Below are 11986 nucleotides of genomic sequence, written 5' to 3' on the forward strand. Positions count from 1 at the left end.
TTGCTGCTCGGACAGCGTGCGTGGTCGTGGCGCATCCGTGAAGAACTTGTCCCATAGCGCATCCCTATGCTGGCGCGATAAGCTACCACCACAGTGCGGGACTAAACACCTAGCACTACTTTGGCACTTTCTTCTCGACAGGATCCGTCAGGAGCCTGTCACAGTGCGGACATCGCAACAGTAGCGGTGGTGGCGAGCGAGCGAAGCGGTCGAGGATGGCTTGTCTGATGGCCGGCAGGCTCGGTTGCGGCGGTGGACCGGCGATTCTTTTTTTCCCGACCCGCCCCTTTCAGGCGGCGGGACTGCAGGAACGCGTAGGCGATCATCGTCATCAGGGCGTGTCGGTGCAACCCGGTCCACGACCGGCCTTCGAAGTGATCGAGCCCCAGTTCCTCCTTGAGCTGCTGGTGGGCCTGCTCGCAGACCCACCGCGCCTTGATCGTGGTGGCCAGCTTCTTCAGCGAAGTGTCGGCCGGCAGGTTCGATACGTAATATTTCTGCTCGCCGCTCACTCGCCGTTCCCCCACCAGCCAGACTTCCTCTCCAGGCATGGCTTGGACGCGGCCATCGGCCATCCGGTGCCTGTGGCCGTCGGCGATCTTCACCCGGAGCGCCGCAAAGCGGCACGACAGCGAGCCTTTGGTGCCGCGTCGCCAGGTGACCTTCCGCCACTTGGCATCGGCCAGCATTGCCTCCGCGGCAACTGGCGGCGCATCGGGGATATGATACTTTCGGCGCCTTCCGCCTTTCGCGACCGGGAACGTCAATTCGACGTCGGCAAAGTAGACGTTCTGGCGCCGCGACAGGCCGACCGCCCACCGCAGCCCACGCTCGCTCAGGGAATGGCGGAACAAGGCGCTCGATCCGTAGCCGGAATCGGCCAGCACACAGCCGAACCTTGCGCCGGCGACCCTGACCCGGTCGATCTCCTCGATGGCGATCTGATGTTTGGTCAGGGCACGCCGGCGATCCTTCGGCACGCCGGCTTTCGCCATGCGCTCGCCATCGTTCGTCCAGCTCTCGGGCAGGAACAGCCGCAGAGCGACCATCACCGGCACTTCGCGCCAAGCCCGCGTCAGCGACACCAACGACTGGCAGTTGGCGGCCTTGCCCAACGCCGACGCATATTGCGGCGCCACGCCGACCGAGTGATTCCCCTTCTTCGGCAAGGCGTTCGCCGGGCCAAGGATTCACTGGATCCTTCGCTTTCCCGGCTCACCGTCGATGACGAGGTAGCTGTCTGGGCTGCCCACCAGCCGATCCGCCTCCCGCAGCAGCGCAGCTTCCAACGGTGCGCTGTCCCAGATCTCGGCGGCAATGAAGTGATGAAGCCGATCGTAGCCGACGGCGTCCGTGCGCGCCGCCATCGGCTGCACGCTCTTGCGGTCTCCCGGTCCAATCTGCCCGGCAATGTAGACCGGGCACATCTCGCGCCGCCTCTTGTGGCCGAGACCTTCGACGAACGGTCGAAGAAATGCATCCAGCTCCGCTTGCCAGTCCGCCATCGCTCGCGCTCCATTCCGAAGCGCCTACGATCAATCGATCAACTTGCTCGAACCTGCCAAAGTAGTGCTAGCAGACTGCGATAAAGCCCATCCACGGCAGCGCCTACGGCTTCCCGGATGACCATCGATATACTACATGCTTATTTTCCATTTTTGCCTGTCGATAACCCTTTGGCATCTAATGGCCTGTACATCTTGAAGGACTGTTCAAGGTGGTGGCGGCATGGATGTGCGGACGACGCGGCTGACGGCCGCATATTTTTTGCCGGTTCTCGGCCTGTTGATCCTGACCGGCGTCTTCGTCGCGTTCACAGCCTATTGGTCCGCCACCGAGACCGATGACGACTCCATTCAGCGCGAAACCACCCTTGTCCGGCGGCTGCTCGATCAGCGGATCGCGGATGTGACGAAAAACCAGCAGACGTCCACCACCTGGGACGATGCCGTCGACGAGGTGCTCGGTCCACGCCATCTGGATTGGCTTGACGCGAACCTCGGCGTCTGGATGCACACCTACTTCGGGATCGACCGCGTCTTCATCCTCGACGGTGGCGATCACTCCATCTATGCGATGATCGGCGGCACCCGACTGGCCCCGGACACCTACTTCTCGCACGCGGCGACTCTTGCGCCGATCGTGGCTCAGCTCAGGCGGCTCAGAAGGACAGCGGCTTCTCTCGATGATGCGCCGACGTTCGTTCGGCGATACGTGCTCCTGGAGAACCGACCGGCCGTCGTGAGCGCCGCGGCAATCATTTCCGACACCGGCAAGATCCATCAGGCGGCGGGACAGGAACCGGTCCACGTGGCTGTCGAATTCCTCGACGGACCGTTCCTGTCGAAGTTGGCGTCGGACTTCCTGATCCGGAACCCGCGGTTCTCCTGGACCGGGCATCTCGGCCCTCATGAAGCCGCGTTTCCGCTGGCGACCGACGGCACAGACATCGGCTATCTGCTCTGGACGGTGCAGCAGCCGGGAATGAAAGTTCTCGACCGGATGGTGCCGATCCTGGCGGGGGCGGGGACAGTCATCCTGCTGCTCGCCGGGCTCCTTCTGTTCCGGCTCTACCGCACGACCCGCAAGCTCGTCAGCTCACAGCGGCAGATCGAGCATATGGCGCATCACGACGCGCTGACCGGCCTCGCGAACCGCTTCTCCTTCGATCAGCGACTTGAACACCGGCTTCAGGAGTTCGAGCAGACGAAACGAAGCTTCGCGGTGCTCTATCTCGATCTAGATCGCTTCAAGGACGTCAACGACACCCTCGGCCACCAGGCCGGTGACGAACTGATCCGCCAAGTGGCGGCGAGGCTACTTTCGTTGGTCTCCGGCGAAGACATGGTCGCGCGGCTGGGCGGTGACGAGTTTGCGGTTCTGCGAGACGCGGTCACCGACCGAATGGAGATTGAAGTTCTCTCACGCCGCATCGTCGAGGCCATTCAGAGCCCGTTCGAGGTGGCCAAGCAACAGGTGGTCATCGGAATCTCGATCGGCGTCGCCATCGCCTTCCGGGATACGCTGACACAGCTTGATTTGGTCCGCCGGGCGGACGTGGCTCTGTACCGCGTGAAAAGCTCCGGCCGCGGCGGCTACGTCATCTTCGAAGAGCAGATGGAGCGGCTTGGGTTCGGTGGAGCGATGCGAGAGATATCAAGACCGGGCTAGCGGCGGCTCCTCGCGGTCATTCGGCGACACGTTATGACTCTCGATCAACCAAACACAACCAAAGGTTCGTCGACCGGCTTCAGTCCAGTCGACACTTGAGCGGAGCCCGACGCCCGGCAGGCAGCCGGGCGCGGCATGTCGGATCAGCCCTGGATACGCCGTCTCGGCATCGAGCACCTGGCGGGTAAGCAGGAAGCAACGGCCGCGGATAGAGCCGATCACATGCGGCCAGAGGAGATGCACGCCGTCGCCCGGCACGTTCCCGAACTCGAAATGCGGCTTGTCCTGGAACACCGTCTGCGGCGTCGCGAGCACGATGTCGGTCAAGAGTGTGCATCGGCGCGGGATCCCGACGCCGATCGGCACGGTAAGCCACTGATCATCTTCGAGCGCGGGGGGCATCGCGCGGAGCCGAATGACACCCGTCGACCTTGCCGCCCTTGGCTACACGTGCAGGAGCCGCCGCATCGCCTCGAGCCGCTCCATGGCGATCACGCCGTCGGCGATCGTCGGCGCAGCCGTCGTCTCGCCTCCCAGCGCCGGCACTACATCGGCAAGAAGCGCGTGGTAGCCCTTGTAGTCCTCGTTTGCCGCAGCGGTGAAGTTCGGCTTCCAGGTCAGCGTGTCCTCGGCGTCGAGGAGCGTTGCCTCGGGGTCGGCGACCTTGAAGGGCGGGTTGCGGTTCCAGCGGATCTCGACGACGTCCTCCACCTCGATGCGCTGGTGATCGCCCATGATCTCGATCCGCTCGACCGGCGCGCCGCGGCTCTGCGCCGTGCCCATGGCGATGGTGCCGATCGCGCCGCATTCGAAGTCGAAGCCGACATGGAAGAGGATGCGGCCGGGCGTCTTCTCGACCTTGCGCGCATTCATGCCGACGACCGGCGAGACGAGGTGCGAGACGAGGTCCATGTAGTGGACGCAGTGGTGGAGCAGGAAACCGGTATAGTCGACATTGCCCGTGAAATATCCCGGCGCCGTCATGTAGTAGCCGGTGAGGCCGAGAATGTCGCCAAAGCGGCCCGAGGCCAGGATGTTCTTTGCGATCTTGTTGCCGACCGAGTAGCGCTTCATGAAGCCGACGAGGAGCGGCTTGCCTGCCTTCTCCGCCGCGTCCCGCAGCTGGCGCGCGCCAGCGGTCGTGCCCGATGGGGGCTTCTCCATGAACACCGGCAGGCCGCGCTTCAGGGCCGCAAGGCCGAAGGCGAGATGCTGGTCCGGCCCGACGGCCATGCCGACGGCGTCGAGGCCGGGCGTCGCGATCAATTCGGCGGCGTCGCTCGTCAGCGCCGACACGCCGAACTGCTGGCCGGCCGCGGCGAGCCTGCCGGCGTCGATGTCGCAGAGCGCGGCGATCCTCACGTCGTGGCGCACAAGCTGGGGCAGCAGCATCTGCGTCGCGTGGATGCCGCAGCCGATCCAACCGATCTTTAAGGTCATCGTCTGTATTCCGTCAGTTCGAGATGCGAGCGGATGAAGGCGGCGCTGGCGGCAAGGCGCGCGTCCTCGTCCTCATGCGGGGGGCGCCACTGCGCGAAGGGCACGCCGAAGCGGTCGTCGTTGCGGCGGAAGGGCTCTAGCGAGACGGGCCCCGCATAGCCGATCTCGTGCAGGGCGCGGCAGACCGAGACCCAGTCGGTGGCGCCGGTGCCGGGGAAGCCGCGGTGGTTCTCGTTCGCCTGGAAGTGGACGAGCCGCGGACCGGCAAGCCGGATCGCCTCAGCGATGTCGGCCTCCTCCATGTGCATGTGGAACGTGTCGAGCATCAGCGCGACAGCCGGGTGATCGACCGCCTCCAGAAGCTCCATCGCCTGCTGCGTGGTCTGGAGCACGTCGCTCTCGAAGCGGTTGAGCGGTTCGATCGCCAGCGTGATCCCGGCGGCCTTCGCATGCTCGCCGGCGGCCTCGAGGCCGGCGACGCAGCGTTCCTTGCGGGCGAGGCGCTCGTCCTCGGAAACGGGGGCCGGCGGCCGGCCGGCGAAGACCAGCGGGTTGCCCGTCAGCGGCCCCCCGACGATGGTCGCACCGAGTTCGGCGGCGCAGTCGGCGGTGTAGCGCAGATAGTCGATCCCGGCCTGATGGGCGGCGCGATCGTCCGAGGAAAGGTTGCGCTGCAGGTTCACCCGCGCGGCGAGGACGACGCCGAGGCCGGCGTCCTTGAGCGCCGCAGCCGTTTCCTTCAGGTCGAGTTCGCCGACCTCCGGCACCAGGAGTTCGACAAAGTCGAACCCCTGCCGCTTCATGGCGTCGAAGAACCGGAAGTGTTCGGCCGTGAACGGCCGGGCGCATTGCATCGAGATCAGACCAATCGGATTCATGGGCATTGTCCGCTGGAGGATAAGGAGGAGGCCGTCATCCCTTGACGGCGCCCTGCGTCAGTCCGCCGACGAGGCGGCGCTGCACGATGAGGAACAGGATGGTGACGGGCAGGGCGCCGACGACGCCGCCGGCTGCGAGCAGGCCCCACTCGATCTGATATTCGCCGATCAGCGTCTGGATCGCTACCGTGACCGTACGCACGTGCCGTCCACCGAGGGTGAGGGCGTAGAGGTACTCGTTCCAGGCGGTGATGAAGATGTAGATGCCGGTCGAGATGATGCCGGGCAGCGCCAGCGGCAGGACGACGCGACGCAGAGCCTGGAGACGCGAACACCCGTCGATCATCGCCGCCTCGTCCAGGCTCTTCGGGATCGCCCCGACATAGCTCGTCAGCATCCAGACGGCGAAGGGAATGGCGACCGTCGCGTTGGCGATGATCAGGGCCAGATGCGTGTCGAGGAGGCCGAGGCGGCGCATCAGCGTGAACAGCGGCAGGATCAGGAGCACCACCGGGAACATGTTCACCAGGAGGAACTGCAGCATCAGGACGCGCCGTCCGAAGAAGCGGAAGCGCGAGAAGGCGTAGGCGGCCGTCACCGAGACGACGAGGCCGAGGGCGACCGTGCCGAGTGCAACGATCAGGCTGTGGCCCATATTGCCGAGGAAGTCGGTATGGGCGAGCAGCCGGACGTAGTTGTCCGGCGCCCAACCGGCGGGGGAGACCGAGACGCCTTTTGCGACGATCGCGGCCGACGGCGTCAGCGAGGTCAGGATCATCCAGGCGAACGGGCCGATCGCGAGGAGGATGACGAGCGCGACCGGGATGTGGGTGATCGCGAGCCGCTTCAGAAAGCCGTCCCGCTTCATCGCTCGACCTCCCGCATGGTCCTGGCGATATAGACGGCGACGATCGCGCCGAGGATGACGGTGAAGGTGACGGCGATCGCCGAGCCGTAGCCGAAGTCGAGATTCTGCCGCGCCTTGACGAAGGCGAAGAGCGGCAGCGTGTAGGTCGAGTAGCCCGGGCCGCCGCCGGTCATGACGAAGATCACGTCGATCGAGTTCGCGACCCAGATCGTGCGCAACAGGCCGGCGGTCGCGAGAATCGGCCCGATGCCCGGCAGGGTGATGTGCCGGAACTGGCGCCAGGCGCTGGCGCCATCGATCGCCGCGGCCTCGTACTGGCTCTTCGGGATGCCCTGCAGGCCCGCGAGGATCATCACCGCGAAGAACGGGAAGCCCTGCCAGGTGAGCGTTGCGATCACCGCATACAGTGCGACGTCGGGACTTGCCAGCCACGGAATCGCGGCGCGGACGATGTCGAGGCGCAGGAGCAGGTCGTTGAGCACGCCGATGTTCGGGTCGTAGATCCAGCGCCACATCAGCGCGATGACGACGCTCGGCAGCGCCCAGGGGATGATCACCAGCGCCCGGGCGAGGCCGCGCCAGGCGAAGTCGCGATTGAGGAGCAAAGCGGCGATCAGGCCGAGACCCATCTGCAGCGGCACGGTCAGCCCGATCCACAGTGCCGTCTGCCAGAGCGACGTCCAGAACACCGGATCGTGAAACAGCTTGACGTAGTTGGCGATGCCGACGAACGCCGCAGCGTTCGGCCGGAACAGGACGTAGTCGTAGAAGCTCGTCACCAGCGCCTCGATCATCGGCGCGAAGACGATGATCAGGACGACGACGACGGCGGGCGTCAGCAGCGCGTAGGGCAGGAACGCGTCCCGCCGCAGGCGTCGGCGCCGGCGCGGACCCGGCGCCTCGAGCGCGAGCGCCTCGTTGATGCTGGACATATCCGGTCTCATGAACTGCCGAAGCCGGCGGCTTCGAGGGGGCGAGGGACGGAAGCGCAGCAGGCGCTTCCGTCCGATTGCATCACTTGGTGAAGAGGCCCTGGAGCTTCTCCATCATCGCCTTCGGCGTGATCTGGCCGGTCAGCGCCTGCTGCATCGCCGTCTGCCACTCGGTGTTGACGAAGTCCGAGGTGGCCGAGGTCTGCGGCAGGACATGCGCGAAGGGCAGAGAGTTCACCGTCGCCTCGACGAAGCGCTTCGGGTGGCCGTCATAGGTCTTCGAGCCCGTCTTGGTCACCGGCATCTGGCCGGTCGCCTTGACGAAGGCGACGTTGTTCTCCGGTTCGGCGAGGAAGGAGATCCACTTCCACGCCGCATCCTTGTGCTCGGAGGCGGAGAAGATCGCCAGCGATTCGTCGCCATAGGAGGTCCAGGCGTGCCCGTCGCATTTCGGCACCGGCACCGCCGAAACCTTGTCGCCCAGCGCGGCGACGAGGTCGTTGGCCGAGCCGATGTGATGGATGGTCATCGCCGTCTTGCCGGACTTGAAGGCGCCTATGATCTCCTGGAAGCCGTCGTTCGGCGCCGAGGGCGGGATCGACTTGTCCTTCCGGAACATGTCGACCAGCCACTGGTTGGCCTTGATCGCTTCCGGCGTCGTCAGGCCGCCCGGTTCGAGCTTCGCCCCGCGCGAGAAGACGAAGGTGCCCCACTGGTCCCAGCCGCCCTTGCCGCCGCGAAAGCCGAAGCCGTAGCGGTCCGGCGCGTGGGTCAGCTTCTTGGCATCTTCGCGGAACTCCTTGCAGGTCTTCGGCGGCTGGAGACCGGCTTCCTTGAACAGGTCGGTGCGGTAGTAGAGGTACAGGACCACATACTGGATCGGCAGGTAGTACTGCTTGCCGTTCGGCCCCGCGTTCAGCGTCAGCAGGTTGTCGAGGAGTTCCTTCTTGCCGTCCCAGGCGTCGATGCGCTTGCCGATCGGCTCCAGCGCGCCCATCTCGACGAGGCGCGGCTGGGCGAAGAGCTTGACCATCGCCGCGTCCGGGGCATTGCCGCCGATGATCGCGGTGTAGAGGTTGTCGTAATAGCTGTTCCAGGGAACGTTGTCGGCCTCGACGGTGATGCCGGGATTTTGTTTCTCGAACTTCTGGACCAGCCCCGACATCGGGTTGTCGGGATTGTCGAAGTGGTACCAGAACCGGACCGTCTCGGCGTTCGCCTGGCCAAGGCCCAAGCCCGCGACGAGCGCCGCGGCGGCCGCGGCGAGCTTCAGTTTGAGTCTCGACATCATGTTCCTCCCTGTTGTCGATCGATCAGCCGTGTGCGCGCACGAAACCTCCGGCGGCGGCGAGCACCTCCCGCGCCGCCGCCAGATCGTGCGTCATCTGCAGGAAGCCGTGGACGACGCCCGGCACGATGTCGGCCCGTTCGCTGCGCCCGGCATCGGCGAGCCGCGTCTCCAGCGCCAGCGTGTCGCTGAGCAAGGGATCGACGCCGGCGGCCAAAAGGTGGAGCGGCGGCAGCGCGGCAAGTTCCGCGCGCGAGGCGTGGACCGGACAGGCCAGCGCGTCGCCGCGCATATCCCGGTCTCCCACGTAGAAGCGCCAGTAGCGCTGCATCTTCGCCCGCGTCAGGCCCGGGCCTTCGGCGAAGAAGCGGAAGGACGGGCTTTCGAAGTCGGCGTCGTAATTGCCGTAGAAGAGCAGGGCGCCGGCAGCAGCCACCGGCCGGTCCGCTCGCATCTCGTGGAGCAGCGACGCGAGGGCGAGATTGGCGCCGGCCGAGTCGCCGGCAAGAAAGAGCGGCTCCGGCGGAATGCCCGCAGTCGCGGCAAGGCGCGGCAGGGCGCGCAGCGTCGCCACCACGTCGGTAAGGCCTGCCGGGTAGGGATGCTCCGGGGCGAGCCGATAGTCCGGCAGCAGCACGGCCCGCCCGGATTCCGCGGCGAGGACCCTTGCGGCCCGCTCGTGCGTCTCGGGACTGCAGAAGGCAAAGCCGCCGCCGTGGACGAAGACGACGAGGCCCGGCCGCGCATCGGCCGCTACATGCAGCCGGCAACGAATCGCCGGTGTGCCGAGGGCCGGATCCGCCGGGACGCTCAGATCCTCCGACGCCGCCATTTGCGGCAGGTCGACGTTCCAGCGGCGATTGCCGTCGGCGGCACGGCGCCGGCCCTCGGCCGGCGGCAGCGTCGTCGGGTCCGGCAGCGGTCCGTCCTCGCGCGCCACGCGCTCCAGCAGCGCGGCCATGTCCGGGTCGAGTGCCGCCGAGAAGGCGATCTCGCGCGTCATTCCGGCTCTCCCGGGAAGACCGTCGGCCCGAAGTCGACGATCGTCGCGATGTGGTGGAAGAGGGCGGTCTTGGCGGCTGCCGCGTCGCCGGCCCGGATCGCCGCGACGATCGGCTCGTGCCGACGCGCCGTCTGGAGCAGATCGCGCGGCCCGGCCGAGCGCGAGATCTTGTAGCGGTGATTGTGGACGAGGCAACGCCGCAGGATCGGCTCCAGCGCGGCCAGCCGCGCCTCCAGGAACAGGCGCTGATGAAAGTCGCGGTCGATCGAGGCGAGTTCCAGCTCGTCCTCGGCCTCAGCCGCGCCGACCATTGCGGCGACCATCTCCTCCAGGTCGGGCACCAGCGATCCGCCTCGGTGCTCCATCACCCGGACGATGCCTCGGCACTCGATCGACTGGCGGATGCGGAACAGCTCGACCGCCTCGTCCTCCGTGCAGTCCGAGACCTGGGTTCCCCGGTAACCGTGCCTGAGGACGAGACCTTCGTCCTGCAGCTGCAGCAGCGCCTCGCGGATCGTGCCCTGGCTGCAGCCGAAGCGTTCGGCGAGCTCGAGTTCGACGAGGCTCTCGCCGGGGGCGAGACTGCCGAGCATGATGTCCCGCTTCAATGCAGCGAAGGCCGCCGTCGATTTTCCGGACGGCGCGCGGCTCCGGGCGATCCGGCGGATCGGCATCGCGGCGGCCGACGGGGCAGGGGCAGTGCGCGGCAAAGCTCTCGACCTTCTTGCAATCGATATCGTTATCATTATTGATAATACGGCGGTCGTCAAGCAGGCGCCGCTCCAGACCGGGAGGAGCATCGTCGTGGCAGCCATCGAACTGCGAAACATCCGCAAGGACTACGGATCCGTGAACGTGATCCGCTCGATCTCGCTCGCCATCGCATCCGGCGAATTCGTCGTGCTGGTCGGCCCGTCCGGCTGCGGCAAGTCCACCCTTCTGAGGATGCTGGCCGGCCTCGAAGAGATCACCGACGGGGACCTCGCGATCGGCGGGCGGCCCGTCGGGCATCTGCCGCCGGCCGAGCGCAACGTCGCCATGGTCTTCCAGGACTACGCGCTCTATCCCCACATGAGCGTCGCGGAGAATATGGGCTTCGGGTTGAAGATGCGGAACAGCGCACAGGCCGACATCGATGCGCGGGTGTCCGATGCTGCCGCGATCCTGAAGCTCGAGCCCTATCTCGACCGGCGGCCGGGCCAGCTGTCCGGCGGGCAGCGCCAGCGCGTCGCCATGGGTCGCGCGATCGTGCGCCAACCCGAGGCCTTTCTGTTCGACGAGCCGCTGTCGAACCTCGACGCCGCGTTGCGCGTGGAGATGCGGCTGGAGATCGCCAAGCTGCACCGCAGGATCAGGGCGACCACCGTCTATGTGACGCACGATCAGGTGGAGGCGATGACGCTCGCCGACCGGATCGTGGTGATGAACGGCGGCAATGTCGAACAGGTCGGTGCGCCGATGGAACTCTACCACGCGCCTGCGACGCTGTTCGTCGCGCAGTTCATCGGAAGTCCGACGATGAACGTCGTCGAGTGCGCGGTCCTCGCGTCACGGCCCGAGGGGATCGTCCTCGAGGTTCAGGCGGGACGAGCCGACATACCGGTGGTTCGCGCAGGAGCGGCAGAGGGACGGGTGACACTCGGCATGAGGCCGGAGGACCTTTCGCCCTGTACTCTCGAAGAGGCGTGGTTCTCCGGCACGCTCAGCGTCGTCGAGCGTCTCGGCAGCCAGACCTTCGGCTATCTCGATATCGGCCGCGACCAGATGATCACGGTGGAACTGCCGCGCGACAGCCGGGTGGAAGTCGGAGATAGCCTCAGCGTCGCGGGCAACGCGGCGCATGCACATCTCTTCGACGTCTCCTCCGGCAGGCGAATGGCCACTGCCGGCGAGGGGTCCGCGGCGCGCAACGCGGCGTGAAACGCAGCGGGCGATTTCCCGGTGGCGCGGGCCGCCGTCGGTGGCGGCACGTCCCTACTCGGCGCCCGGTTACGGGCGGTCGCAGCGGTAGTGTCAGCGCTCCGGCCGCCGCACCTGCCGCGCGTCGAGGGGGAAGTTGCAGCGGACGGCGTCCCCGTCCGGCGCCCCGGCGAGCGCCGGCTCCTGCTCGGCGCAGAGCGCCTGCGCCCGCGGCCAGCGGGGATGGAAGCGGCAGCCCGCGGGCGGAGAGGCAGCGCTCGGCAGCTCGCCGGGAATGGCGTGCAGCGAGCGGTCTGCCACGTCGAGATCCGGGGCCGCTTTTAAAAGCAGCGCTGTGTAGGGATGGCGCGGCGCGGCGAAAAGGGCGTCGGCCTCCCCGACCTCAACAAGCTGGCCGAGATACATCACGCCGATGTGGTCAGCCATCATCCGCACGACTGTGCATCGGCGTGGGGTCCCGACGCCGATCGGCACGGCAAGCCACTG

General features: G+C 66.6%; 11 protein-coding genes and 1 pseudogene. 2 read left to right on the forward strand and 10 right to left on the reverse strand.

Translation table 11 applies throughout. The features are described 5' to 3' along the window. Window positions 1-158: 158 nt before the first annotated feature. A pseudogene (locus AB5S17_RS21550) lies at window positions 159-1505 on the reverse strand (IS701 family transposase). A 223-nt stretch (window positions 1506-1728) separates the two neighbouring features. Here AB5S17_RS21550 and AB5S17_RS21555 point away from each other — a divergent pair. After that, window positions 1729-3171 (forward strand): diguanylate cyclase, encoded by a 1443-nt coding sequence (locus tag AB5S17_RS21555; protein WP_369243248.1) that lies wholly within the window; start codon window positions 1729-1731, stop codon window positions 3169-3171. Here AB5S17_RS21555 and AB5S17_RS21560 read toward each other — a convergent pair. From AB5S17_RS21560 to AB5S17_RS21595, 8 genes are all read right to left on the reverse strand, one after another. Next, the gene (locus tag AB5S17_RS21560; protein ID WP_369243249.1) at window positions 3157-3498 is read right to left on the reverse strand and encodes a hypothetical protein; all 342 of its coding nucleotides are present in this window, start codon (window positions 3496-3498) and stop codon (window positions 3157-3159) included. The two genes, AB5S17_RS21555 and AB5S17_RS21560, sit on opposite strands and share 15 nt — an antisense overlap. Before the next feature lie 117 nt (window positions 3499-3615). Next, window positions 3616-4611, reverse strand: coding sequence for a Gfo/Idh/MocA family protein (locus AB5S17_RS21565; protein ID WP_369243250.1), 996 nt, complete (start codon window positions 4609-4611; stop codon window positions 3616-3618). Next, window positions 4608-5489, reverse strand: coding sequence for a sugar phosphate isomerase/epimerase family protein (locus tag AB5S17_RS21570; protein ID WP_369243251.1), 882 nt, complete (start codon window positions 5487-5489; stop codon window positions 4608-4610). Before AB5S17_RS21570 ends, AB5S17_RS21565 begins: the two co-directional genes overlap by 4 nt. Before the next feature lie 34 nt (window positions 5490-5523). Continuing rightward, entirely contained in the window at window positions 5524-6357 is an 834-nt protein-coding gene (locus tag AB5S17_RS21575) for a carbohydrate ABC transporter permease (protein WP_369243252.1), read from the reverse strand. Further along, window positions 6354-7289, reverse strand: a complete 936-nt coding sequence (locus tag AB5S17_RS21580; protein WP_369243253.1) for a carbohydrate ABC transporter permease — start codon at window positions 7287-7289, stop codon at window positions 6354-6356. Before AB5S17_RS21580 ends, AB5S17_RS21575 begins: the two co-directional genes overlap by 4 nt. Before the next feature lie 82 nt (window positions 7290-7371). Continuing rightward, a complete protein-coding gene (locus tag AB5S17_RS21585) occupies window positions 7372-8577 on the reverse strand; it encodes a sugar ABC transporter substrate-binding protein (RefSeq protein WP_369243254.1) in 1206 nt (401 codons plus the stop codon). A gap of 25 nt (window positions 8578-8602) precedes the next feature. Next, window positions 8603-9580 carry an alpha/beta hydrolase gene (locus tag AB5S17_RS21590; RefSeq protein ID WP_369243255.1) on the reverse strand — a complete coding sequence of 326 codons (978 nt, stop codon included), beginning with the start codon at window positions 9578-9580 and terminating at the stop codon, window positions 8603-8605. Further along, complete coding sequence (locus AB5S17_RS21595) at window positions 9577-10173, reverse strand: GntR family transcriptional regulator (RefSeq protein ID WP_369243256.1); 597 nt, start codon at window positions 10171-10173, stop codon at window positions 9577-9579. The genes AB5S17_RS21590 and AB5S17_RS21595 overlap by 4 nt, the downstream gene beginning before the upstream one ends. A gap of 211 nt (window positions 10174-10384) precedes the next feature. Between AB5S17_RS21595 and AB5S17_RS21600 the strand changes: the two genes are divergently transcribed. After that, window positions 10385-11500 (forward strand): ABC transporter ATP-binding protein, encoded by a 1116-nt coding sequence (locus tag AB5S17_RS21600; RefSeq protein WP_369243299.1) that lies wholly within the window; start codon window positions 10385-10387, stop codon window positions 11498-11500. Window positions 11501-11593: 93 nt separating this feature from the next. On the opposite strand, the gene AB5S17_RS21605 is transcribed toward AB5S17_RS21600, so the two are convergent. Further along, a complete protein-coding gene (locus AB5S17_RS21605) occupies window positions 11594-11926 on the reverse strand; it encodes an oligopeptide/dipeptide ABC transporter ATP-binding protein (protein ID WP_369243257.1) in 333 nt (110 codons plus the stop codon). Window positions 11927-11986 lie beyond the last annotated feature (60 nt).

This window comes from Jiella sp. M17.18 (assembly GCF_041027365.1).
Lineage (GTDB): Bacteria > Pseudomonadota > Alphaproteobacteria > Rhizobiales > Rhizobiaceae > VKMB-3413.

Coding starts and splice junctions, on each gene's coding strand:
- AB5S17_RS21555 (WP_369243248.1), top strand. CDS start 1,729: ATGGATGTGCGGACGACGCGGCTGACGGCCGCATATTTTTTGCCGGTT.
- AB5S17_RS21565 (WP_369243250.1), bottom strand. CDS start 4,611: ATGACCTTAAAGATCGGTTGGATCGGCTGCGGCATCCACGCGACGCAG.
- AB5S17_RS21570 (WP_369243251.1), bottom strand. CDS start 5,489: ATGAATCCGATTGGTCTGATCTCGATGCAATGCGCCCGGCCGTTCACG.
- AB5S17_RS21575 (WP_369243252.1), bottom strand. CDS start 6,357: ATGAAGCGGGACGGCTTTCTGAAGCGGCTCGCGATCACCCACATCCCG.
- AB5S17_RS21580 (WP_369243253.1), bottom strand. CDS start 7,289: ATGTCCAGCATCAACGAGGCGCTCGCGCTCGAGGCGCCGGGTCCGCGC.
- AB5S17_RS21585 (WP_369243254.1), bottom strand. CDS start 8,577: ATGTCGAGACTCAAACTGAAGCTCGCCGCGGCCGCCGCGGCGCTCGTC.
- AB5S17_RS21590 (WP_369243255.1), bottom strand. CDS start 9,580: ATGACGCGCGAGATCGCCTTCTCGGCGGCACTCGACCCGGACATGGCC.
- AB5S17_RS21595 (WP_369243256.1), bottom strand. CDS start 10,173: ATGCTCGGCAGTCTCGCCCCCGGCGAGAGCCTCGTCGAACTCGAGCTC.
- AB5S17_RS21605 (WP_369243257.1), bottom strand. CDS start 11,926: ATGGCTGACCACATCGGCGTGATGTATCTCGGCCAGCTTGTTGAGGTC.